Genomic DNA, 24,489 nt, shown 5'->3' with positions numbered 1-24,489 from the left:
AAGTGTGCGCGAAATCCGGCGCTGGTGCGATCAAGCCAACTGCAAGAACTCTGATTTCCTCTGCGTGTCGCGCCGCAGATAATTTTCTCGCAGGTCGGAACCAATGTCGACGTGGTGACTTGTGTCGCTTTTGCGACGCTTGCACGCGGCGCTTGAACGCGCAAACGCCTCATATGTTTTCACGCTGCAACATTCCTAGGCGCGATCCTGCCGATCTCGCAGGCATTGCATGTCCTCATTTTACAACCGGCCGAAGAGCAGTCCATCTACTGCGTAGTCGTCGATCATCTCCACTCAACTTTTGCGTCGCACAAAATTTGACACAGTTGCCTGACAGGTTTCGCCTGTTCTCCGATTGCAACAGGGAGCAAGGGACACGGATGGGCCGCGGACTAACACGTCGTCATGCAGCAGCACGATGGCTGACGATCGTCTTGGCAGGTTCCGCCTTGATCGTGTCGAGCGTCGATGCCTGCCGCGCTCAGTGTGTCGAATTTTCAGACCGTGCCTCGCAGCTCGAGCTCGACACGTTCGTCAAGTCGCCCTCCTCTCTTCTGGAGCGACTGCGCAATGACAAGGAAAAGCTGAGATACCGGCTCCCGACCCTTATCGCCACCAATCCGTCGGTGTTGCCCTCCGTGCAGACGCTGATTACAGCCTCGGCTTCAACCGATCGTTCGGCCATTGGTGCCGCGCTGAAGATCGCCGAAGGGCGATGCACCTCGACCAAGCCGGACGCCGCGCGCAAGATCAGGGATTTCGCGCAGCGGATCGGCGATCTCAACGTGCAAGCAGGTTATTCCGCCGCGGGAGACGACGGCTCCGGCGCCCCGGCTCAATCGCAAGCCAAGGGCTCGGCGCAACCGTCCCGCGGCGGGGCCCTGCTCGAGGGCGAATGGAAGACCAAGCTGGCCAACCCATTCAAGCCCGTTCCCCTTCCGAATTGATCAGCGATCCTCAAAGGCAGCGAAGCAGAACATGTATCAGCCCAGAGAACATTTCCAGTCGGGACACCGATTCGGCATCGAGTTCGGCGGAGCCGTCCTCAGCTTCGAACGCGTGGCCGACGTCCTGCGCCGCCAATGGCCGATCGTCGCGGCATGCACCGGCGCGTCGCTGGCCCTGGTGATCGTCTATCTGGTCCTGGCGCAACCGATGTACACGGCGAATGCCCGTATCATGATGGATACGCGTCAGACACAGGTTCTGGACAAGGACAGCAACACCAGCAGCGCCCTCATCGACACCGGCTACGTCGACAGCCAGGTCGAGGTCATCAACTCGGACGACCTGATCTTGTCGGTCGTCCGTCGACTGAAGCTGACGGAGGACCCGGAGTTCAACGGCTCGAACCCCGGCCTGCTCTCCATCATCCTCGGCAAGGTGACGGCGCTGTTCAGCTCCAGCGAGCCTGCGAGCCAGGACCGAATCGAACATGCGGTGGTGGAGCAGGTTCAGAAGAACCTGAGGACGGAGCGCGTCCTGACGACCTATGTTCTGTCGCTCAACTATCGCGCGCGGACGCCGGACAAGGCCGCCAAGATCGCCAACGCCATCGCCAATGCCTATCTCGTCGGCGCCCTGGAAGCCAAATACCAGTCCACCAAGCGGGCCACCGAGTGGCTTCAACAGCGCAGCATCGAACTGAGCGAGCAGGCGACGGCCAGCGACCGCGCCGTGCAGACCTTCAAGGCCGAGCACAACATCGTCGGGACCAGCCGCGGCCTGATGTCCGAGCAGCAATTGTCGGACCTGAACACGCAGCTGGTTCAAGCGCGGGCAGCAACGGCCGAGGCCAAGGCCCGTCTCGACCGGATCACCGCGATCTCGGAACAGGACGTCGCGCAATCGACGGTGACCGACGCTCTCAACAACTCGGTCATCACGCGCCTGCGCGCCCAATATCTCGATCTCGCCGCGCAATATGCAGACCTGTCGAGGCGCTACGGCAAAACCCATGGCGCGGCGGTCAACCTCGCCAACAAGATGCAGGAGCTCCGCAAGAACATTGCCGACGAGCTTCACCGGATCGGGGACGCCTATAGCAGCGACTATGAAATCGCCAAGAGTCGAGAGGCTTCCCTGGAGACGAATGTGAAGGAGCTGGTCGCCCAGGCCGGTCATACCGGGCAGGCGGAAGTCAAACTCCGGGATCTGGAGAGCGCCGCCGACACCTATCGCAACCTCTACAACAACTTCCTGGAAAAACTGCAAAGCGCCACCCAGAACCAGAGCTTCCCGCTGAGCGAGGCGCGCCTCATCAGCACCGCCACCAACCCGGATCGCAAGAGTTCGCCGCGCACTGTTCTGGCGCTGGTGGGCGGCCTTGTGGGCGGCCTCTGCCTCGGCTTTGGCGTCGCATTCGGGCGTGAACTGCTCAGCGACGTCTTGCGGACCCCTGGCGAGGTCGAAGATGAGCTCGGCGTCAAGTGTCTCGGCGTTCTGCCCGACATTCGCCCGTCGACGACGACCGGCGCGCTGCTTTCGACGTCATCCAAGACCAGCCCGGCCGATCTGTCCCGCTACGTCGTCGATCATCCATTCTCGCGGTTTGCCGAGACGCTGCGCAACATCAAGGTGTCGATCGACGTTGCGCGCCTGACCCGCGAGATCAAGGTGATCGGCATCGTGTCTTCGCTTCCCAAGGAAGGAAAGACGACGGTGGCGGCGAACTTCGCCCAGTTGATTGCCCTCACCGGCCATCGCGTCGTCCTGATTGACGGCGATCTGCACACGCGCTCGCTCACCCGGGTGCTCGCTCCGAACGCCAAGACGGGACTGGTGGAAGCCCTCAACGACCCTGCGAGCCTCGGCTACCATGTGCAGCGAAGCAAGGAGACGGGTCTGGATTTCCTGCCCTCCGTCGTCGCGTCCCGAATGGTCAATTCGGCCGACATCGTCGGCTCGAAGGCGATGGCCGAACTGCTCAAGGTGCTGAGGGAGCACTACGAGTACATCGTGATCGACCTCGCCCCGGTGATGCCGGTGGCGGACGCAAAGGCCGTCAGCCTCCTGATCGACGCCATGGTCTACGTGATCGAATGGGGACAGACGACACGAAGCGCTCTTCAGGAGTCGGTTTCCGGGTCGGAAATCCTCCAGAAGAAGCTGCTTGGCGCCGTGCTCAACCGCGCCAACCCGAAGATGCTCAAGCGCATCGAGGCGTACAAGGGCAAGCACCACAACAGCTACTACGTCGAGCACGCATAGAACAGCGATGCCGGCGGCGCTTGCCCGCCGGCATGTTCCCATGTTCCATCCGTCGACTGAGCGCGCAGCGCGACCGCGAACGACGGGAGAGCGAAGCCTTACAGCGAGAGAGGCTCGTCGGCCTCGCGGGAGCGCGACCCCGAGGCGCTGTTGAGCCAAGACCCCCTCAAATCGTCTCAGATCCCGCCTCTCCACTGAGATTGCGACGAGCTTGCGACAGCGAGCCGGCGCGAACACGCCCGCTGCGCATCGTCCGTATTCATCCGGAATCAACAAAACGCGATCATTGCCGTAGCCAAGAGGGTATCGATTGACGGAAGCCGTTGCGGCCGGCCAAGGGTACGGTGCCGTTCGATCCGCCCCCCGCAAGTCCGTTCCAGGCACCTTCCCTTCTGGGGCCTCCCGGGCTAACGTAAGCCCATACTTTTGGCGTTTCTCGGTAGGTCCAAATGGTCGTCGTTTTGGTTGTTTTGGGCATCTGGGTGTTGCTCAACATCCTGTTCGTGGTGATTGTGGTTCCTCCCCGAAAACCGCGACGGAAAACCAGCTCGCCGGCCAGGACCCTGTCGGCGGCCTCTATCGATCCCAGCCCAGGACAACTCGAGCAGGAAAGGCCTTTTTCGCTTCGCCACGTGGTTGCTTCGATCGCGATGGGGGCGTTTTTTGTCCTCGTTCCCCCACTGCTCGCGCTGCGCGATGCGATCGTTCGCCTGTTCAGGAAATCGATGCACTACGACCGCTGAAGCGCGACGAGACGAGGAACAGTCGTTACCGCGGATCTTTCCCTGGCAGGCCAGGTAACCACTTTCCTTCGACGATGCTCCAGCGACGATCGCGCCGCAGACCCCAGGTTCCCGCCCGAACGGCTGCGCCGGTGGAGGTGTGCAACGGCTCTTGCCGCGCGCGCGACAAGCGTGGAACCCAGATCGACGTGAGGCGCTAGAACGCCCCCCGGATCCCGGCTCGCCCTAGTATGCCTCCTGAAAGATGACGGCCGACGCCGTGCGCGCCAGAATCTTCAGGTCGAGCCAGATGCTCCAGTTGCCGACGTACCAAACGTCGTATTCCACGCGCTTTTCCATTAGATCGATCGTCGGCGTCTCGCCGCGAAAGCCATTGACCTGTGCCCAGCCAGTCAGGCCCGGTTTCACGTGATGACGATAGATGTAATTGCGGATGAGTTCGTCATAGTAATTATCGTGCGCCAGCGCGTGCGGACGCGGGCCGACCAAAGACATATCGCCGCGTAGTACGTTCCAGAGCTGGGGCAGTTCGTCGATGCTCGTCATGCGAAGGAAGCGCCCAAACCTGGTCACGCGCGCATCGCCCTTCGTGGCTTGAGTCACCGTGTGTCCGTTCTCGCTAACGGTCATCGTTCGAAACTTCCAGATCTCGAACGGCTTGCCATTGCACCCGCGGCGCCACTGGCGGAAGATGATCGTCCCCCGAGAATCCAGCTTGATCAGAACGCAAACGGTCAACAGCAAGGGCGCCAGAACGATCAAGCCGAACAGCGCAAGCCCGATGTCGAGACAGCGCTTCTGCAATCGCTCGAACACGGTCAGCGGGGGTCGCTGAAGCTCGATTGCAACGGTGCCGCTGACGGGCAGGAAAGGACGCGAGACCAGGTCCGCGATCGGACCGTCGGGAAGCAGGCGCACCGGCTGGGACACTGCACGCAAGTGCTTGCCGAGCTTCTGCAGCACCGGCAGCTCGCTCCAGTCGACGGCCAGAAGATATTCATCGATGTCCGCCACGCGAGCCTCGCGGATCACATCGCGAATCTGTGTCTCCCAGTGATTCCCGCCGCCATCGCCGCTCAACACGAAGTGGCGCACCACGTCGAAGCCATTTTTGCGGAGGTCCTTGAACCGGCTCGAGGTGAAGTCGAGCGGCTTCAGGCTGAGCAGGACGACTTTCCGATCGACCAAGCGTCCTTTCGCAAAGCTCGAGCCCAGGGCGTACTGCCAGGCAAAGCGAACGCTCATCAGCCCGATGCCACCGACGCCTGCGAAAATGATGACGGTGCCGCGAGACAGGTTATCCGTTGATTTCAGCAGGAATGCAGCAACGGCGAGAACCGTCAACGCGGCCGACCAGATCATGACGCCCTTGCGCAACTGCCAGACGAGCCTCAACAGACGATGCGTGTCGTAGATACCCTGGAAGTACCCCATCGTGACGAATGCCAGACCAACGATCGTTCCAGGACCCAGCGAGGCCGGTTCAAGCGGCAACCCGAAAGAAGCGCTGTATAGGAAAGATGCGACGACATAGCAGATCAACACCACCAGGAAATCGGCGGCGATGATGAAGACCTGAAACGGTCTTTGAAGAACCGTGCCGCGCGCGAGAGAGACGGAGTAGACGTCCTCGGTACCGTAAGTTGCAACAGCCATTCGAACCTCTATCGGCGGGCACGCATGACGCTCATCGCGATGCAGATGATTTGCGGCTTTCGCAGTGGAGGGGGTTAACCGATCGCAGCGATATTGTGGCGCGGCATGAGATTTTTTTGCAGCGCAGAGCTGCTCAAAACTCTCGAACGACTTGCATGCCGCGCACGCATAATGTCTTCATGACGCTGACATCAAGATCGGCGCAGCGCTTCGATTTACATCCGTTTCGCCGATATTTTACGCATCGAGGAACAATCGTTCGGTTCCACTCCCTCGATGCGTGCATTCGCATCACATATGAGTAGTCATGAGCGTTGCTTCGTTGCTTCTTTCGTCGCGATCGATGACATTCGTGCTTGATGGCTCCGCATCGTTAGGATCATGCAACAACTCACACGCGCAATCTCATCACTTCGCTATCGAAGCCGAGCGGACTGGGTTCAAATCCCTGCAGCATGGTCCGGTGCGAGGCACGTCAAGGGCCGTTGCGAGGACCTGAACGTCGTCCCGCGCGCTCCCTCGTGTCATCATGATCCCCTGTCGCCGATTGCATCGCTCTCAACGGATGAAGCGATTTTGAGCACGTGCAAACAATGATGCCGCTTTTTCGATCGCGTCCACCGAAGCGGAAGCCCACGCTGCCGGACGGGGTCCGCATCTACGCCATCTCCGACATACACGGGTGCACCCTTTTGCTCGAGCCGATGCTGCGGGTGATCGATGCCGATCTCGCCCGGAGCAAGCCACGGCATGCGATCGAGGTGTTTTTGGGCGACTACATCGACCGCGGGCCCGATGCCCGATCGACCCTCGACGTTCTGGTGAAGCGCAGCCGGCGGGCCAACACCGTGTTCTTAAAGGGAAATCACGAGGCTCTCTTGGCCACGGCGCTGCGCAGCCCCGACTTGCTGGACGATTGGCTCCGCGTGGGTGGAGCCCAAACACTGACGTCCTATGGCGTTTCACTGTCTCATCCGACACCCGAGCAAGAGGAGCGAGTCGCTTTACTGCGCCAATTCGCCCGCGTCTTGCCGCCGGATCATGTCGAGTTCCTGCGCAACCTGCGGCCATCGTTCACCTGCGGGGATTTCTTCTTCGTGCACGCCGGCATACGACCAGGCGTGCCTTTATCCGAGCAGCGAGAGACCGACCTGTTGTGGATCCGCGAAGAATTCCTCCAGAGTGATGAACGCTTCAGCAAATACATCGTGCACGGCCATACTCCAGTGCGCAACGCGCAGTTGCTGTCGAACCGAGCCAATATCGACACGGGCGCTTATGCGACAGGCAATCTTACGCTGATGAGCATCCAGGGCACGAGCATGCTCGCGGTTTGAACCGCACCGCCACGACGACAAAGTTCCCGCCGGCGAGAACAACGTCGTAAGCAAGTCGATTGTGTGTCACGCTTTGTCGCTGTCGCTGATTGCAGCCAAGAAGAAGCCACATTGCTCAATCGTTCGCCACCGCTGAGGCGAATGCTCTTGTCAGCGCGTTGCATGGAGGCCACAAGCGCCGCAGTTTCGCGCGAACGAAACCCGACAAGAGTGACTCGATGACAGGATGATTGCTACGTTCGTCGCAGTCCCCGTAAACAGCGTGAGGTTATTGTGGTCACCGAGTCAGGAAGATCAATTGCGACTGTCGTTCGTCACCATACAGTACTGATCTTCGTCGCAGTGACGATGACCGGATGCGCCGGGTTCATCCCGATGGACGCGCCCGACTCCGCTTCGGTCCACGAGAACGCCGCGATCGTCACGGAGCCGTCAGCGCCGCTTCCCTATGTCCTGATGCCCATCAACGCCACCGTGATGCAGGCCACCAACACGATCACCAATGCGACCGGCATGTCGTTCGCATCCGTGCCCGGAGGCCATCGCGACGCGCCGATCAGTATCGGTGACATTCTGACCGTCACAGTCTTCGAGGCGCAAGCAGGTGGATTGTTCATTCCTGGCGAAGCAGGCGTCAGGTCGGGCAATTTCGTCGACATACCGCGACAGCAGGTCGATCAGACCGGCAGCATCAATATTCCTTTCGCGGACACGATCAAAGTCGCGGGATTAACGCCGCGCGCGGTTTCCGCGATCATCCGCGATCGACTTAAGGAGCGCGCAATCGAGCCACAGGTCGTTGTGGCGGTCGCGGAGCAGCGCGGAAATCAGGTCAGCGTGCTTGGCGAGGCCAATTCACCCTCGCGCTTCCCGATCGACCCGGGCGGGCTTCGGCTGTTGGCGGCAATCGCCAGAGCGGGAGGGCCGAAATATCCCGACTACGAGGTCACCGTCACGCTGAAGCGCGCCGGGAAGACGTACAGCCAATACCTCGCCGCCATCGTTCGACGACCGCCCGAAGACATCTTGCTGGCGCCTGGCGATGTGATCTTCCTGACGCGCGTTCCGCGCGTGTTCATGGCGTTCGGATCGACACCTACCCCCGGCTCCATCGGCGGAACGAACAACCGTCGCTTCACGTTCGAGAACTACGATATGTCACTCGCGGAAGCGCTTGCGAAAGCGGGCGGCCTCGACGGAAGCCGTGCCAACTCAAAGTCTGTGTTCGTCTACCGGTTCGAGCCGAAGCAATTGTTGGAAAACGTTGGTCTCGAGGTCAGAGGCTTTCCGACGGCGCTGGTGCCTGCCGTCTACAAGTTCGACATGAGCAAGCCTGATGGCTGGTTCCAGGCGGATTCGTTCAGAGTGCGCGATCACGATGTGATTTCGGTCGCCGAGTCGCCTTCGACTGAATTCATCAAGCTCATGGCGCCGCTGGATGCCGCGACAGCCAACGCGGCGAACATCAACTCCATCGTGAACTCGAAGTGACCCTCTTGTGACCCTCTTGCTTGGCGCAGATCCGAGTGAGGGCATTGCAAGCTCCAGCATGCCGAACGCGGACCCGGCGCGGCGCCGACGGCGCCGGTCCTGAACTCCCTCGTCAAATGGAGCAGGCACAAGGACATATTGAGCCATGCACGTTGAGCCATGCACGAGAAGTCTCGGCGACACCGTCTCGAAGAGAGCGGACCGTGCCGCCCGGCCTCCACTTGCAAGGAAAATTTTGCCATATGACTTAAGGCAACGTTAGCCCGACGAGCCTACCGTCACGGAGCCATTTGGAGTGCTCCCGTGACGATGCTCGTAGCCGGTACTGTACTGATAGGCCTCGCCCTGGGGCTCCGGTACCCGGTGTTCATTCTCATCCCGGGCATCGCCTTGGGTGGAATCGTCGTCAGTGCGACGACATCACACTCCCTGTCGTCCGTATTGATATTTGTCGTCCTGCTGCAGCTTAGCTATCTGGCAGGGGCGCTACTCAGGGCTTTTCCCGCGGAAGTTGCCGGCCAGCAGGCGAGTGCGCTTCCCGGTCACAACGCTGGCTGAGCCGCAGCTGGCACTATGCCCCCGCGTCGTCAGCGCGGGACTTGTAGTCAGGAAACCGGCTTTGCATCGCGGCCCTGACGAACCTGAAATGAGCGATTGCGGAGCCCAACTCCTTCAGCCGCCTTTGGCCATTGACGATTTCCGCGTCGAATAGATCCTGGTGATGACTGTCCAGCGGTTCGCGGTACAGATATTCGTCGTCATCGTTTCCCAGCGTCACGGCTGGCCGCGCCAGGACCTCCTCGACCCGCCGACTTAAGCCGGCGCGCTCGCGCTCGGCTGCCGCGATCGCATCGTCGATGGCGACCATGATCGCTGCAACCCGGCGTTGATCTTGCTCTGAGTCACGCTTGGCCGAGCGCACCCGAAATGTCGTCGATCCCGCTCGGCGAAAAAGACGCTGATCGCGAGCCTTCGCAAAGAGCTGAAACATGCACGGAGGTCTCGTTTGAGGTCGGCAGGCGGGAGGATGGCGCGGCCATAGTTAACGAAGCTTTAAAGCTACGAATGCACTGGCTTGATCTCCGCTATCCAGCTCTCAGGAGCTTCAGGGCGAGCACCGGTGCGCGCCCCCCGAAATAGGACAGATCGACGTGCCCATCACCGCCGCGCGATGGCTGTGACTGGGCGCCGGCGTCTCTACTTGCGTGTTCGCCCTTCAATCGCAGTGAAGCTGGCGACCGTACCGATAACAAGACCTACCGTCACTGAAATAAGTGCGATTCCCATACGTCCGGGCTGACGCGCCGTCGCTGAAAATCGTGGTGTTTCCGTATTGCCGAGCACTACTGCCGTCGCTGTTGTATGTCGTTGTCCCGTACTGCTCAGATATCGTCCCGTCGTTCCAGTAGGTGGTCTGCCCATAGCGCCGTGCCGCGACCCCGTTGTCGCAGATGATTTTGCCGCCGCCCACGAACTGGCAATTCTCGGCCTTCGCGACCGGCCCAAAGAGTACAATCGCGCTGCACAGTAATATTGAACGCAACATAATCGCTTCTCTTCAATTGTGGTTCGGCCGAAATGGAAACCACTCTGGGCGCTTCCCGTTCCACGATCGCTCGGCTTTGAATCGTTATGAAGGCGGCCCAGCGAGGGCGGAATCCGAAAGCTTCGCACGCGTCAAAGATCGGCCTCTGTCGCTAGTCGCATGCGGTTCGCCAATGGGGCACAGTGCGATATCATCTACCTGCGCCGCGCGCCGGCCTGCATGGCGCATAGAACGTGCCGTTGCTGGCGACCACCCGCTCCATGCATTGCCTTGGATCGACGATCTCTCCACCAATCCGGAAGAAGTAGGTTTGCGCCTTCAAGACTAGCACATAATTGCCCGCCGGAAGATCCAGCGCAGGATCCTCGCTTCGAAGTTCGTACATCTCCGGAGAGCCCGCGACCGGACTGACCTGGAAAGCGTAAGAGAAGTTGCGGATGACCCAGACGTCGTCATCGTCATTCAACTTCTTACCGGCGGCTGCGGTTGAAAATTCACGGGAGATCTTGGCCACGACGCGAACCTCGGCAGCCTCCGGAATGCTGTTCACGGCTTCGCGCCGAAACACGACGAACTTGACGTGTCCACTCGGCAAAGCAGGCTGATCCGGCACCTTGAACGTCGGGGAGAAAGCGATCCTTATGTCTGGCGCCTTTCCGGGTAGCAACTGCAGTTTGACTGTCGGACGATCCTCCTCATCGAGTGCGTACACCCCATATTCGCTGGGAAGGGCGCGTGCAGGCTTCGTTGCCACAGTCGGCGCCGTCGTAAGAGCCGTGGTCGGGGGCGCTGACGGGATCGGGATCGTAATCGTGGCGGAAGGACCTCCTTCCTGCAAAGCCTGCTCGATCGGCTTGCCGGAACTGGAGATCAGGCTGACCAGGTGATCTCGTTCAAACAAGAGCAGTCCTGCAGCCGCGAGCGCGAGCAGCACCGTCACCCTGCGCTTCGTCACCCATTCGAAGCGAGGGCGGACGTGAGTGCCCTCCTCGAAAAGCACGATCTCTCTGGCGCGCGGCGCGGGAGCACTCTCTGGGCCGGGAGCTCCGCCAAAGTCGGGCGCTTTCGTAAGCTGCGGAGGGGGTAGACTTGGAGCGCCCGGATCTTGCCGAGAGAATTGCTCTACGCCATTGATCGCGGCTTCCAGGGCAGCTTGCATGCGGCGGACGTCGGCCGCATCTGTGTGGGTAAACTGCTCCTGAAGCTTATGGCGGGCGAGATCGTAGACGACCTGCCGCATGTATTCGGGGTCGCCTTTCACGGTTTCGAGGATGCGCGCGATCACAAGCGCAAATTGGACTTCCGTGGACGTCGCATCGCTTGGATTTGGATCGCTCGGAAGTAGCTCTGCCGGACTCATGATTGCATCGTCCGATTCGGGCTCAGTGGCTCCTATTCGATATGCAACAATGCGGAAAAGCCAGCAAGTGATAGCTTCGGCCCCTCAAAGCAGCGCAGGAGAAGCTCCTCAGAGGCTTCTCCGCCGACGCAAAACTGGGGCAAACCTGGGCCCCGTCGCGGCTGCAAAAGCGGGGCTCGGGACGATCATTGCCGCGGAATGGCTGACGCGGTCGTTAACGGGGCTCCGCCCACCGATATCGGCCCCATCGGTCCTCGTTCTGGCGCTCGCTTCTTGAGCGGCCTTGCAACTGCCGAGGGACGGCTGGAAATTGGGGCGGGCCCCTCCGAACCGGCGGGGGGTATTGAGGCCGACATGCTCGACGATTGCTGGACCTGCCGCTCGAGCGATACTTCCAAAGCGGCCATTCGTGAGATCAGCGCAGACATCTGGTCCGAGAGCCGTTTCATCTCGGCGCGCTGGTCGGCAATCTGCCGTTTGAGCTCGTCGGTCTCATTGGCCTCCTTTAGCTGAAGGCTCATGAGGCTCAGGGGAGGCTTATCATCTGGCGCCGCCGCCGGCGGCCTCGCTGGCGCCGCCGATTGAAGCGGCTCGTCGTAACTGCTCGCCACACAGGTACCAATTGCTCCGGCGACGAACAGACCGGCCACCGAGACCACGACCGAGCGAGCTCGCCGCGTCCGTTGTTGGATCATCAAGTGATGATCCAAGTGAAAGGCCTGATCCAATGGGTTCATAATCGCCGTACCTAGACTGCTTCAGCCCAATTCGCAATGGCCCCAAAAAAGGCGCCCCGGGGCTGCGTTGGTGTGACGAACGAAGGCGGCCTCGATACCACAAACTCCGCCGGGGAGTGCCAGTCCGGCACTGTAAGGAAACGATATCAACAGATAACCGTCCCCTGGCGGGTCCTATCCAGAGAACCCAGCGCTCAGGAAACGCGCGTTCGGCAGCCCGGCGGCGTTGGCCAGGGACGACAAGCCAAGCTGCATCCGGCGTCCCCTGGCTCTGCCCAGCCGTTCTTGCGCAATTTTGCGCCGGATTTATTGAGCCGTACGCCGCCAAGACGGTCACGCGAGGCATGGCTTGATCTCGCGCATCCAGCGGAAGTCACTTCATCATCCATCGTGGCGGCGAACTCCTGACGTCGAGCGCAAACAGCGCTGAGACTTCTGGATTGTACGGCCACCACCGGGGTGCATCATATTTTGCGACCAGCATGATCTGAGCCTCGGTCAGATCAGCAGGCGAAACAGCGCCTGAAGCAGACTCGATGTACTCATAAAACGGACAGGTGAAAGCATTCGCCGAAGCTGGCCGCACTAGAGCAGCCGGTCCCCGGGAAGGAAACATCAACGATGTCATCGAATCCTTCGTCATGCTGAACCGCTTCGTCCGAAGCGAAATGACCTTGCAGCCAACCGAAAGGTTGTTGATTCTGAACAATCCACTTTGATTGCGGGCCAGGAATACCCCCTCGAGCGGCGAAGCGGGCGGCGGGGTTTGGGCCGAAATGACCAGTTGAGTGGGCCACGGCGGCCCTCCTGCGAAATAGTGGACTGAGGCAACGAAGCCGACAAGAACGGCCATGACAGCGACAGCCCCGCCGATGAGGAGCCACTCCTCCCCGATCTGCCAGCCCGTCACTACGCCTCGTGATTGCCCGAAAACGACCTTGCGGTTTTCCATCGTCAGGCCGGCCCGACGATACGCCAAGGCAAGCTGGCGCCTCTTCTGCTGCAGGAGCCTGCGCAAATCGGGCGGATTTGACCGTTTGCTCGGAGCGTCAAGACCAAGTTCTACAACAACCGGATATTCGCGATCGGCTCCGCGCTTCGGATTTTCACGCCTCAATTTTCTGAAGGGAGAAATCATACCCGGTACGCCGACTACGCTCATATTCATGACGCTTAAATGGCTAGCAGCCTATATTCCCAGGCCTGAGGCGTCTATCCCACTCTGACGCGTGTGGCGCGCTCAGCAGCAGGACCGGCTTTGCGGCGCCCCAACGAAAATGCGCAGTCGGCCCGGCCGAAGTAGGTGCGCGCCCCATCGCCACACCCCTGGCACGCCTTTCGGACGAAAGGTGCGCTTGCCAAGACTTCCGCGTGCCACCTGGAAGCGCCAGAGCCCTGTGGTCGGACGACGCATCGCTCATGTAAATTCGAATAAATCATGGCGAATCAGCAGGGCATGAATCATGATGAGAGAAGCCTCAATCGTGGAAATCATTCATCAAAGGCGCATTACAAATGAAGACGGTCCTGGCAGCGGCAACAGCGATTTTTCTGGTCGGCACTAGCTCCAGCCACGCAACGATCCTTAAGGACACGATCGGAGGAGATACCTATGGAGCCAGCTCAGGATGGGGGGTTCAAAATGTGGGGTCTAGCCCTTCCACGCAGTCAATCGGGCTAGGTTTTTTCGCGGGGACCTCGACTCAGGTCAACGGCATCGAGGCCTTTATCGGCCCCCAGCCGGGCTCGGCTCTTACGACGTTTACCCTGGGTATCATGGCAGACAATGGATCTGGCATTCCCACAGGGACATTCCTGTACCAGACAAACCTGGCGGCAGACAGCGCACATCCGGTTCTGCTGAACAATCTCAATTGGTCGATTGGTGCCGGCAGCTATTTCCTGGTCGCGATTGCTGATTTCGCAACATTGAACAGCTGGCAATTCAATACGACGCAAACAGGACCGTTTGCGTACACAGCTGGAGATCCAAACGGCAATTGGCTAGCAGCCAACAACTATCTTCCCGAAGCCATCATCTCGACAGAGAACATCTCTGCCGTGCCGCTCGGCAACCCGACTCTCCCTTCGATGGTTCTGGGTGGCCTGATGATGGGCTGGATTGCCAGCCGGCGGAGGGCGCAACGGACCCAAGCTCCGGGTCGGTCGGCATAGATCTTCGATCCTCCCTTATCCCGCCCAAACTCGTTTGGGCGGCAGCCGGCTTGATGTTGCAGGCCAGCGATTCAAACTCATCCTATTTCCAAGATGACGTCGCGCGGCCCGCGGAGATTCACCGCGGCCGTCGGGCGGCAGAGCGCGCGTGCTGATTTAAACGGGCACGACGCTACTGGCGCCCTTGCAATTGGCCGACAAGCGCTGACAGCGCTTGCTGCACGTAGCCGCCGCCAGGGTCCGAGGTATCCACGTATACTGAAGCGACGAAGCGCGTCGCCCACAAAGCAAAAGCCACGGAGCTGTCGCTCCGCGGCCCTTGAGGGATTTCCAGACTTTACAAAGGTCCGTACTTAGATTGCCTGCTTCCGCCGACGGCGCGCGAGTGCGAGAAGACCACCGCATGCCGCGACCAGACCGGGCAGACCGGCACCGACGATCGGCCCCGGGACTGCCGAGACGCGAATGGTACCCGTCTGACTTTGAACGCCAGTCGCAGTGATATCAAATTCGCCAGTGAGTGAATAACCCAACGCCGCGAACGCGCTGGTGACCGAAGAAGCCGTCCCAAGCAGAGGCGGGAAAAGTGCCGAGCCCAGGAGCGTGCCGGGGGCAAACGGCGTACCCAAGTAGGTGGATTCACCCACCGTCAGACCCGAGCCCTGAGCATTGGACGTAAACTGGCTCGTGAAGGTCTGTGATCCACCCGGCGTGAAACCCGTACCGACGAAGTAAAGCTTCAGCAGATCCGTGCTCGGCGCCGTATGGCTATCGATAGCGGTGGCCGTAAAGAGGTCGGTTCCGGCGGCCGGCTGCACGGCACCACCAAGGATGTTCACGTTGAAATTACCGAGCGCGCCGAAGAAAGCGAAGCCACTTGCAGACGGATCAGCATCCAGCAAGGGGTTGATCGTCGCTCCACCATCAAGGCTATAAAAACCGAAAATGGTGGCAGCCTTCGCTTCACTCTGAGCGACCAGCGCAAGCGCACCGAGCGCAGCAACCGAGCATAGAAACTTCTTAAACATAGTGGAAAGCCCTCCGTAAAATTACTACTTCCATGGGTAACAAACTCTTAATGCGGCGCTGCGTCAACACCCATTTTTTGGACAAACTCGACTCCAAATTGAAAATTTAACAAAACAGCTGGATTTTCAATAAGTTATTTAAATCGCGAATTTCAATCGAAGAATAGGAATAACTGCTGGACGCGCCACCCGAACAGACGAAAGCGTCACTACGGGAGAGATAGCCGGACCAGCAACGATTCCCAGGCTTGCAGCGACCGTCCTCGCCCAGCGTGCTCATCGATCATCTTGCGTGCATTTTGCCCCATCAGGCGGCGCTGTTCTGCGTTTTCATGCAGCGAAAGAATAGCGTCCGCCATTCCGCGCCCATCCCCTTTGGCAACAGCGATTCCACACGCATATCGCTGAACAAGTCCTGCAATCTCTCCCTTCAAATCGCCCACTGCAATGGTCGGCCGCGCAGCCGCGGCGATCCCGTAGAACTTGCTTGGAACGATCAAGCCTTCCAGGCGGGGCTCAAGCGACAACCAATGGACGTCCGGCAAGCATAATGATTGCTTTAATTGCTCCCGGGGTTGGTAGGATTTAAAACAGAAAGCGCTCGCCAGCCCTCGGAGCTCAACCTCTCGCGCGAGATCCTTGACCTGATGCCCCCCTCCGATCATCAGGAAAACAACTTCTGGATGGTCACGCAGCAGCTCGGCAGCCGCGAGCATGGTCTCGTAATCGTGAGCGCGGCCGAGATTGCCGGAATATCCGACGACGAACTTATCCTGCAGCTTCCATTCCGATTTCAAAGGATTGTCCGAATCCGCCACCTCCGTGATCGCGGAATCGTCGCACCAGTTCGGAATGCAGAAGACCCTTTCAGGCTGAACGTTCTTCGACACGAGCAGCGCCCGCATCCGCTCGCCGACAACAACGTTCGCGGCAGCGGAACGCAACGAAAGGTCGCGCAACTTCGCGATCAGCCAGCTGATCGGACCGCGCAGAAACGGCACTCCGAGCTCGGTCGCGACTTCCGGATAGACATCCTGCAACCAGTTGACGAGAGACGCACGCTTCCCCCTCGCGACCAGCGCAGCCGGTACGGAAAGGAGCGGCGGATCGGTCTTCACCACGACGACGTCCCCGGCTTCGACCAGCCTCCAGAGCATCGCAAGTGCCGACCAATAGAACGAGAGATAATCGAGCAGACGGCCGAACAGACCGGCCCTGCCAAAACCGGTCGAGGAGACGCGATGTACGTGCACGCCTCGGATGACCTCTTCGGAGCGGAGACGAGCACCAGGGTTGTCGTACGCCTGTCCACTGGTAATGACGTGGACGCTTCTCCCCCTGCCCGTCAGGTGCCATGTGAGATCGCTGAGAATTTGGCTGGTAGCGGAGTGGTCGGGAAAGAAAAATCGATTGATGAAAAATATCTTGCTCATGTCACGCGCCGCGATGGACCTCACGGACTGTACATCGCTTAAACGACTCGCGCATGGCGTTGGCTCTCCTTAACATTAATGCGTCCGCATCAGGCCATGACCAATCGGCTCCCGGCAGTTGCCCGACCGCTCACGTTCCCTTGGCAGGGCAAGATTCAGCCACGCTGAGCGTCAGCATAGGCCTCCGCCGTGAGCCGCGCCACGCGATCCCAGCTGCAAGCCTCTCGCCAGTCGGCCGCAGCATCGAAATCGGGTTTCACTGCGAGCGCCAATTCGAGCTGTTTGCCCAGATCGGTTTCCGGGGTTGAGAACCGCAACACGTAGGGCGTGGGTTCGCCAAGATCCACGGACGTCAACCGCTTCGGCAACACGATGGGAATGCCGTATGAGCGCGCCAAGCACGCCGCTCCTGAGGTGAGGATTTCGCGATAGTTGAAAATGACGAGCGAGGCGGCGCTGAGCCAAAGGCGCAGCTGCTCCTCGGACAGCCATTCAAATGCGGGGATGATGTTCGGCGCCCCGCCGATCAGGTTCACCAGATGATGCCCATACGCCTCGGTCCGCGGTTTTCCGGCGATCGCGAGGCGAAGTGGCATGTCGCTCTGCTTCCACCACCGGATGATCTCTTCATAGGACTTGTATTCGTCCACCGCGCCGAACATGAGCGCGAAAGGAGCCGAGCCAATGCCCAGAGCCCGGATGGCCTCATCCCGGGGGATCGGTGCGCCCAAAGTCCCGGATAGATCTCCATGCGGAATGACGCGAATCTTCGACTCCTCGGCGCCCAGTTCCGCAACGAGCCTCGATCTTGCCGCCGCAGAATGGGCAAAGATGATGCCCGCTCGTCTCACGACGTAGCGCGCGTTGACTTTTGCCGAAAGCTGAAAGAGTCGGGTGTGACGGCTATGGGGCAGCAGGTTGTGCGCGGTATAGGCAAGAAGCTTGTTCTGACACGCCAGCTCCAGGTCGACCGGGAAACGCGCGTGCCGGCACCACTCCAGCTTGGCTTTGGCACGGGAAAAGTAGGCTTCGGGCCAATGGAGATGGAATATATCTGCCGAGCTCTTCCTCACGGAGCGAGCAAGAGGGAATACACGTTTGTAATTTTGCAGAAAATCGACCGAAACCGATTGCCGCTCCAGGGCTTGGGCTAGTAAATCCTGATACGGATTGCCCGCCCTCCAGTCAGGAGCAATTAAAACCTTCATTGATCAATGGATGGGCTTCCGCGCGCCCCGCAGCGATTAAACAGGAATTATCAGCCAGAATTCCCAGCCTCAAACGCAGAGTATCTTTGCGGGAGTCATGGGTCAACCGGGAAGTCCCGACCCATCACATGCGAGCCGCGGAGTCGGCACGAACGCGGAATTCGTTGGCTTGAGCCTGCCCGGCCTCGTTGGCGCCTGGCTGGAGCCTGACGACCATCGAGCTTGCATTCTCACCGGTCTCGCTGGGCGCGCCTTCAGACTTGAAGGGGACAAAATGCCGCTCCCCGCTCGCCGCGATGCCAGCACTCTTTGCAACGCGGGCGGCGCGTGCAGCTCGACGACGGCGTGCAGATAACCAAGCCCGCACTGCGTAACCCGACGCCGCGCCAACAATCGCACCCAAAGCAAATTCAATCATTAGATTCCAGTTTCGACAGCCGAGGATACTGGGTTTTGTCGCGACACTTGCGATTTTTCCTCTGCCTCTAGATAAACCGAACAAAGGTGGCCGAATTGGGTTTCAACGAGGCTTCTCAATGCTCCAATCCAAGCTTGTAATCTCCCCGCTTTGCACCCCAGCGCCAAGTCACGATGCGGTGTAGAGCCGGAGGAACCCAGCAATAAACCGACTTGCTCGCAGAATATGTTCGAACCTGGCAGCGTCCGGTTCACACAAACGACGTGTCACCATCCTACACTTGGGAGTTGTTGATACTGTCTCGCCTGAAGGGAACCGTTAGCGTATCGGAACCAAGAAAAGCTCTGCCTCAATTGCCACACTCGCCGGTAACGTTACCTGCTAACGGAAACATTTCATCCGAGTTGCAGGCCGCGACGATTAATTGAATATTTTTGCAATGTCGAACTCGCACGATTATCCGTTAGCTGTTGCCACTGATATCCCCCTGTGCAGTCCGGGGCGCGAACGCCAATGGGCCAAGATTCGCGAAATCACGGAAGCTCTTCGGATCGCGGGATTTGAAAGCCTCGATCAGCAGGCTGCGGCCCTCGGCCTCAGCCGGAGTACGACTTGGTCGATCCTCAGCGGACAGCACAAGAATTCAGGTCTGTCGACCGGCACGATCGCCCGGATACTCAGCAACGAGCAAGTTCCGGCGCCGGTTCGCAAGAGGCTCCAGGAATACGTGGAGGAGAAGGCGCAAGGGCTCTACGGCGACAACCCGATCAGGGTCGAACAATTCAAGGAACGCCTAGCGAGACTCCAGTCTTAGAATCGAGGCACTGGAGCCGGCGGCCATCGCCCAGCATCTAGGCATCGATCGGGACGAGTTCTCTTGAGCGCCTGCAACGGCGCACCGATGCTACCAAGCCTGATAATAGCCCCATCCCGTATATGCACCCCAATACGGCGCCCCGCCATGCGGCCCGTAGGCTCCATAAAGCGAGCAGGCATCGCGAATCCTGCACTTGGGGTAGCGAACCCGGATATATTCCCGGCTGGTATAGACGCGCTCGTGATGGCGGCAGTCAGGATCAGCGCATTCCCGAACGACCGATCGGGCCGGGACTGGAGCATCCGCAGCAGCGACCGGCCCCACGGGCGAAGCCAAGGCGGGAATTGCAAGCATTGCCAGCAGACAAATGACGCGTCTCACGGGACCCTCCTGACGTCGCAAATGCACGGCCGATTCGCCGAGTACGACCGGTCGGCTATCCTGGATAGCACAAGCTGCCATTTATACTGTCGTGCAATATTTTTTGGACGCCAAGTGTGCCTTGGCAGCCACACTGTCCCGACAGCGAGGTCAGTCGTCGGGGAGCTTGGGCTGCACCGGCCTTGCGCGGATTCCCAGAACGGTGGCGACCGGACGCCAACCTCCGACCAAAGTGCCAGATCGAAGCCCCCTGGCGTTCGGACCCACCGCAAGGGTGCTGGAATGGCCGCCGTCCAGCATCATTCCGGTCCAACCGCCTCGTTCAGCCAATTTGGCCAACAACAAATGGGGCGACATATTCTCGGCCACGGCAAGGAACAGGCGTCGGCCACCCTGATCAAGCGCGACGGCAGTCCGGGCGTCCGGCATGGCGCTCCCGGTCCTTACGCGCCCTTCCCGGAGGTCGATCCCTTGTCCGCCGATCGCCCACCGCGCACGCGCAAGGTCCACGGCCGGTGGAGGCTTCGACAGCGTAAACCAAGGGGCCAGCCGGTCGTCAAAGGCGAGAAGGTAGGTGTGTTCCCAGAGGTGGTTGACGACATGGTCTGCGACCACTGTCTCGACACTTCGCGCCATATCACCGGCCAGCTGCAGGTAACCAAGCGACCGCGATGTGAAGAGACTGGCGTTGACCGCGAAGGCAAGGTGCTGCTCTCGGACGACGCTTGATACGTACGCCAGCCGATATTCCCAGCCGGATTGGACCGCATGGAGATCCAGCGGCGTCACAAACAACTCGATCCCAGGCGTTGAAAGGTCAATTTGAACGAAGTGAACGAGACCTCCCCCTTCCGGCCCGACCGCGACTCTCTCCGCCACGTAGCGAACGCCTGTGAATGCCTCAATCCACTCACCGTCCGCGACGAACATCTGAGGCGAGGCAGGGCAGCCGCCAACAAGGCAAATCGCGGCGATTGTCAGAAGTCTTCGAAAAACCATTGATTGCGGTGGTGGCTGGATCAGGCCTGGCGTGGCAGAAATGCCACAGCAACCAAAACATGCCTGTCAGCAAGTTAGGTTAACCGTTTATTCCAGGCTTTGCATGCTATTCATTCCTACGAATTTTGAACCGTGTGTTTTTGGGGATGAGAGAGTTGAGACCTGCGGCAATTGCGGCAACATTGTTGCTCGTTCCGGCTCTGGGCGGATGCGCGCTTTTGCCGGCATCCGGTCCGTCCGAGATAGCGGTGAGGGATGCGTCTTACGTTGATCCCGACAGCCTTCCCCATGCCTTCGTCAAAGTCACACCGCAGGTCGTCTCCGTGTTGGCCTCGTCCGCCCCTCGGCTGACCAAGTTCGCCACGCAGAAGCGTCCCAAGGATCTTCGCTTCGGTATTGGCGACACTGTGTCCGTCACCATCTTCGAAGCGAGCACCGGCGGTCTCTTCATTCCCGCAGAAGCAGGTGTGCGTCCGGGCAATTTCATCACGATCCCCACCCAATCGGTCGATACACGCGGAAACATTTCCATTCCGTACGCGGGCAACATCAGGGCATTGGGAAGAACCAAGGAAGAGGTGCAGCAGGCTATCGTCGAGGCGCTCAAGAATCGCGCAATCGACCCGCAGGTTGTCGTCTCGACGGTCGACCAGCAAACCTCACTGGTTACGATGGTGGGCGAGGTTGGACGTCCGGGCCGCGTGCCGATCACTGCCACACCGGAGCGCGTGCTGGACTATATCGCTCGCTCCGGGGGCACGCAGGGTCCCGCGTCCGAGATGTGGATCATGCTCGAGCGCAGTGGCAGCCGTGCGACTGCACCGCTCGGTGCTCTGATCTACGAACCGGCCAATAACGTCTATGTCCATGCCAACGATACGCTGTTCCTGTATCGCGAGCCTCAGACCTTCCTGGCGTTCGGCGCTCTGGGTCGGCAGCAACAGGTTCCGTTTGGTGCGTGGCGCCTGTCCCTGGCAGAAGCCGTGTCAAAATCTGGTGGTCTGTTGGACGGTCAGGCCAATCCGGCCTCAGTGTTCCTCTATCGCGGCGAGCCGTGCGAAGTTGCCAGCGCAATGGGCATAGATTGCGCGCAATATCCCGGGCCACTCGTGCCGGTCATCTACAATATCAACTTCCGGGATCCCTCCAGCTTCTTCCTGGCGACGAAGTTCGAGATGCGTAACAAGGACGTGCTTTACGTCACGAATTCGGCCTCGGTCGAGGTCGGAAAGTTCGTGGCCTTCCTCCACACCCTCAACTCGGCTGTGCAGGATCCGATGTCGACGGTCACGCAGGGCTATGCCCTGAGGAACCTGATCAACGGCTCAGCTTCGAGCACGATCATTTCTACGCCTTCGACGTCGACACCGTGACGAGAGCAACAATCAAAGCTGTGGCCGCTCAGTGCCACAGCTTTGAACCTGGGGTGTAGCAGCGCGGTTCTTGGTCGAGCAACGCCGATCAGCGCCCCGATCCTGCGATCACTGCCGCATACGTTTTTGTCCGGGGGGATTTACTGCGATGCTCGGAGAGGGAATGCGCCGCTCTACGCGCGGCCATTCCGGCGATCACCTGAATCACCTCACCGTCGCGACCAGGCTCTTTGGAGCACCGACCGAGACTTTCCGTTGCTGCTCTTTGGTCCACCTTTCGTAGAGCCATAACGAATAGAATACCCTTGCGCCTTCCCACCCATTCAGGAAGTCGTTCCAGGCTTTCCGGAGCAGCTTTGGATCGAGGTGGTTCAATACTGTCGAACGAGAGGAAAAGAGCTCGTCCTCCACCTGTTCGCGAAGAGGCCCAGTCATCCATTCCTGCAGCGGGATGGGAAAGCCCTTCTTCACGAGCGGAACATGCCTGTCGGGAAATCTCTGCTTCAGCAAACGTCTCAGTATTCTCTTGCCGGGTCCGGAACGCGGCAACTTCAATTCGGAAGGAACCCGCGCCGCGAGTCGCGCAACTTCGACATCGAGGAAAGGAGCACGCAGCTCGATGCTCGCGCCCATGCTCATCTTGTCGGCCTTTTGCAGCAACGATTCCGGCAGCTGCCATTCCATGTCGAATGCGAGAAGGCTGCTGAGACGGTCCGGGTAATGGCGGAACATCTGCTCGGATATTGCCACCGAGCGATTGAACAGCAAGCTGCGCTGAACTCTGCTGTGCCCGCGCGGCTGTCGGGCGTCACCAGGGAAACCCTCTGAGCGCAGATTGACGAATTCCTGGCCGCTGGACGAATGCACTCGCGCCAGCAGCCTCTGCCAGCGCGAGGTCTCCCAGGGTGAACTGGCGCTGGGCAGGACGCGCGCGAGCATCCGCAGCGACTCGGAACGATCCAGGGTCGACATCGCCCCAAGATATCGCCCTTCATACCCTGCAAAGAGTTCGTCACTTCCCTCGCCAGACAACAGGACCTTGACGTGGTTGCGGGCAAGCTCGCAAAGAAGCAGGACAGCAAAGCACGCCGGGTCCCCGATCGGCTCGCCGAGATGGCGCAGCACCCTATCCAGGTTCTCGACAAAATGACGCTCGTTCAGCTTCAACGCGTGGTGCCGCGACTTCGACTGTCGGGCAACCAGCTCTGCGCCGTTGAGCTCGCTATCGCTGCTGTCAAATCCCACCGAAAAGGTGCTGATGCTTCCGCCGACGATCTCCTGCGCGTAGTTGAGGATGGCGAAGCTGTCCAAGCCACTGCTCAGCAGCACGCCAACGGGGACGTCTGCGCGCAAATGCATCGAAATGCTTTCGCCAAGCACCGTATCCAGCTGCGCGATGGCGGCGCGCTCGTCCACCAGGTCAGCCACTGATCCTTGGCCGAATTGCCAGTAGCGCGAGATCTTCAGCTCACAGCTGTCCAGCGAGAACTGCGCGCAGCAACCGGCGGGCAGTTTCAGGATGTTGCGGTAATGAGTCCTTGGCGGAGGCAACGACAACCAGCATGTATAGTCCAGGAAGGCCTCGCGATCGATTGCAAGATCAACCCAGGGCACCGCACGCAACGCGCTTATTTCGCTGGCGAACGCGAGTTTCCCGTGCTGTTTCGTGTAGTAGAGCGGTTTTTGTCCAAAATGATCTCGCGCAAGAAGGAGGGTCCCGTTTCGCAGGTCGAAGATGCAGAATGCGAACATGCCGCGCAGATGCTGCACCATGTCCTGCCCATACTCCTCATAGAGGTGGACGAGCACCTCGGTATCCGACCGGGTTCGAAAGATGTGGCCCCGCCCTTCTAAGCTGCGGGTCAGTTCCTTGTAATTGTAGATCTCGCCATTGAACACGACACCAACGTCATGGGCCTCGTTCCAGATCGGTTGGTCCCCGCTCTGAAGATCGATGATCGACAACCTGCGCATGCCGATTGCGAACGCCCGCTCTGGGCAGAGGAAAGCCCCCTCCCCGTCAGGGCCGCGATGATAGATCTGGTCCAGCATCGCGCTCAGCAATTCAGGCGCGACCGAGCCCGACCTGTCGACTAGTCCGGCGATTCCGCACATTCAATTTCTTCCCGACTCTGAATTCGGCTTTGCCGGCGGGCGTTTCGCCGGCGCAGCACTACAATTGTTTGGTTTTCTCGTATTCGATCGAACGCAGTACCTGCCGTTGATGATCGTTGAGGCATTCCCATCGACAGCATCATCCTCGTACTGCGTGTGCCTCATTTATGATGAGCTGAAAACAAAAGGGGCATCGTCCGGCCGAGTGGCAGGGAGCAGCCGGTACGGGCGCCCAATCTTGCCATTTATTCCTTACACGAGCCTGTCACCAGAGGTGCTCCTCGATGAGCCATCTTAACGTTTTCAGAAGACGGAGCCATGCCTTAGACCAGGCGACATTTCGGCGCGCCGGCAACCTCGGCGCGACTCTCGCCCGCCGAGCATCGCTGTCTCGAAATCAACTATTGACATACCTGTCGATTTAAAGAACAACTTAAATCGAAATTAAATGGTGAAATGTCA

General features: G+C 59.6%; 19 protein-coding genes. 10 read left to right on the top strand and 9 right to left on the bottom strand.

Going from position 1 to position 24,489, the window contains the following annotated elements; all coding sequences use genetic code 11:
* Window positions 1-380: 380 nt before the first annotated feature.
* From X268_RS05640 to X268_RS05630, 3 genes are all read left to right on the top strand, one after another.
* A complete protein-coding gene (locus X268_RS05640) occupies window positions 381-947 on the top strand; it encodes a hypothetical protein (RefSeq protein ID WP_245477787.1) in 567 nt (188 codons plus the stop codon).
* Window positions 948-978: 31 nt separating this feature from the next.
* Window positions 979-3,210 (top strand): AAA family ATPase, encoded by a 2,232-nt coding sequence (locus X268_RS05635; RefSeq protein WP_128924013.1) that lies wholly within the window; start codon window positions 979-981, stop codon window positions 3,208-3,210.
* 449 nt (window positions 3,211-3,659) lie between these two features.
* Window positions 3,660-3,953 carry a hypothetical protein gene (locus X268_RS05630; protein ID WP_128924012.1) on the top strand — a complete coding sequence of 98 codons (294 nt, stop codon included), beginning with the start codon at window positions 3,660-3,662 and terminating at the stop codon, window positions 3,951-3,953.
* A gap of 225 nt (window positions 3,954-4,178) precedes the next feature.
* Here X268_RS05630 and X268_RS05625 read toward each other — a convergent pair whose 3' ends face one another.
* Window positions 4,179-5,609 carry an undecaprenyl-phosphate glucose phosphotransferase gene (locus X268_RS05625; RefSeq protein WP_128924011.1) on the bottom strand — a complete coding sequence of 477 codons (1,431 nt, stop codon included), beginning with the start codon at window positions 5,607-5,609 and terminating at the stop codon, window positions 4,179-4,181.
* Between the two features lie 593 nt (window positions 5,610-6,202).
* On the opposite strand from X268_RS05625, the gene X268_RS05620 reads away from it, so the two are divergent.
* From X268_RS05620 to X268_RS05610, 3 genes are all read left to right on the top strand, one after another.
* The gene (locus X268_RS05620; RefSeq protein ID WP_128924010.1) at window positions 6,203-6,946 is read left to right on the top strand and encodes a metallophosphoesterase family protein; all 744 of its coding nucleotides are present in this window, start codon (window positions 6,203-6,205) and stop codon (window positions 6,944-6,946) included.
* A 375-nt stretch (window positions 6,947-7,321) separates the two neighbouring features.
* A complete protein-coding gene (locus X268_RS05615; protein ID WP_245477786.1) occupies window positions 7,322-8,437 on the top strand; it encodes a polysaccharide biosynthesis/export family protein in 1,116 nt (371 codons plus the stop codon).
* Window positions 8,438-8,740: 303 nt separating this feature from the next.
* Entirely contained in the window at window positions 8,741-8,995 is a 255-nt protein-coding gene (locus X268_RS05610) for a hypothetical protein (RefSeq protein WP_128924009.1), read from the top strand.
* A gap of 13 nt (window positions 8,996-9,008) precedes the next feature.
* On the opposite strand, the gene X268_RS05605 is transcribed toward X268_RS05610, so the two are convergent.
* Window positions 9,009-9,428 (bottom strand): hypothetical protein, encoded by a 420-nt coding sequence (locus X268_RS05605; RefSeq protein ID WP_128924008.1) that lies wholly within the window; start codon window positions 9,426-9,428, stop codon window positions 9,009-9,011.
* Window positions 9,429-10,173: 745 nt separating this feature from the next.
* A complete protein-coding gene (locus tag X268_RS05595) occupies window positions 10,174-11,343 on the bottom strand; it encodes a hypothetical protein (protein WP_128924006.1) in 1,170 nt (389 codons plus the stop codon).
* Window positions 11,344-11,541: 198 nt separating this feature from the next.
* Here X268_RS05595 and X268_RS39275 point away from each other — a divergent pair, with 198 nt between their 5' ends.
* The gene (locus X268_RS39275) at window positions 11,542-11,856 is read left to right on the top strand and encodes a hypothetical protein (protein WP_164937555.1); all 315 of its coding nucleotides are present in this window, start codon (window positions 11,542-11,544) and stop codon (window positions 11,854-11,856) included.
* A gap of 597 nt (window positions 11,857-12,453) precedes the next feature.
* On the opposite strand, the gene X268_RS05590 is transcribed toward X268_RS39275, so the two are convergent.
* The gene (locus tag X268_RS05590; RefSeq protein WP_128924005.1) at window positions 12,454-13,242 is read right to left on the bottom strand and encodes a hypothetical protein; all 789 of its coding nucleotides are present in this window, start codon (window positions 13,240-13,242) and stop codon (window positions 12,454-12,456) included.
* 353 nt (window positions 13,243-13,595) lie between these two features.
* On the opposite strand from X268_RS05590, the gene X268_RS05585 reads away from it, so the two are divergent.
* Entirely contained in the window at window positions 13,596-14,255 is a 660-nt protein-coding gene (locus X268_RS05585; protein ID WP_128924004.1) for a hypothetical protein, read from the top strand.
* Window positions 14,256-14,608: 353 nt separating this feature from the next.
* Here the strand turns inward: X268_RS05585 and X268_RS05580 are convergent, their stop codons facing one another.
* The 3 genes from X268_RS05580 to X268_RS05570 form a co-directional block, all read right to left on the bottom strand.
* Complete coding sequence (locus tag X268_RS05580; protein ID WP_128924003.1) at window positions 14,609-15,283, bottom strand: hypothetical protein; 675 nt, start codon at window positions 15,281-15,283, stop codon at window positions 14,609-14,611.
* A gap of 209 nt (window positions 15,284-15,492) precedes the next feature.
* The gene (locus tag X268_RS05575) at window positions 15,493-16,716 is read right to left on the bottom strand and encodes a glycosyltransferase family 4 protein (protein WP_128924002.1); all 1,224 of its coding nucleotides are present in this window, start codon (window positions 16,714-16,716) and stop codon (window positions 15,493-15,495) included.
* 155 nt (window positions 16,717-16,871) lie between these two features.
* The gene (locus tag X268_RS05570) at window positions 16,872-17,924 is read right to left on the bottom strand and encodes a glycosyltransferase family protein (RefSeq protein WP_128924001.1); all 1,053 of its coding nucleotides are present in this window, start codon (window positions 17,922-17,924) and stop codon (window positions 16,872-16,874) included.
* Window positions 17,925-18,766: 842 nt separating this feature from the next.
* Between X268_RS05570 and X268_RS05565 the strand changes: the two genes are divergently transcribed.
* Window positions 18,767-19,156, top strand: a complete 390-nt coding sequence (locus tag X268_RS05565) for a hypothetical protein (protein WP_128924000.1) — start codon at window positions 18,767-18,769, stop codon at window positions 19,154-19,156.
* A 534-nt stretch (window positions 19,157-19,690) separates the two neighbouring features.
* Here the strand turns inward: X268_RS05565 and X268_RS05560 are convergent.
* Window positions 19,691-20,470: a phosphodiester glycosidase family protein gene (locus X268_RS05560; protein ID WP_164937554.1), complete on the bottom strand. Its 780-nt coding sequence runs from the start codon at window positions 20,468-20,470 to the stop codon at window positions 19,691-19,693.
* Window positions 20,471-20,685: 215 nt separating this feature from the next.
* Between X268_RS05560 and X268_RS05555 the strand changes: the two genes are divergently transcribed.
* Window positions 20,686-21,912, top strand: coding sequence for a polysaccharide biosynthesis/export family protein (locus X268_RS05555; RefSeq protein ID WP_128923998.1), 1,227 nt, complete (start codon window positions 20,686-20,688; stop codon window positions 21,910-21,912).
* A gap of 204 nt (window positions 21,913-22,116) precedes the next feature.
* On the opposite strand, the gene asnB is transcribed toward X268_RS05555, so the two are convergent.
* Window positions 22,117-24,027: an asparagine synthase (glutamine-hydrolyzing) gene (gene asnB / locus X268_RS05550; protein ID WP_128923997.1), complete on the bottom strand. Its 1,911-nt coding sequence runs from the start codon at window positions 24,025-24,027 to the stop codon at window positions 22,117-22,119.
* Window positions 24,028-24,489: the final 462 nt, after the last annotated feature.

It is taken from the genome of Bradyrhizobium guangxiense (genome assembly GCF_004114915.1).
Classification (GTDB): Bacteria; Pseudomonadota; Alphaproteobacteria; order Rhizobiales; family Xanthobacteraceae; genus Bradyrhizobium; species Bradyrhizobium guangxiense.
This window is presented reverse-complemented; position numbering and strand designations above follow the sequence as displayed.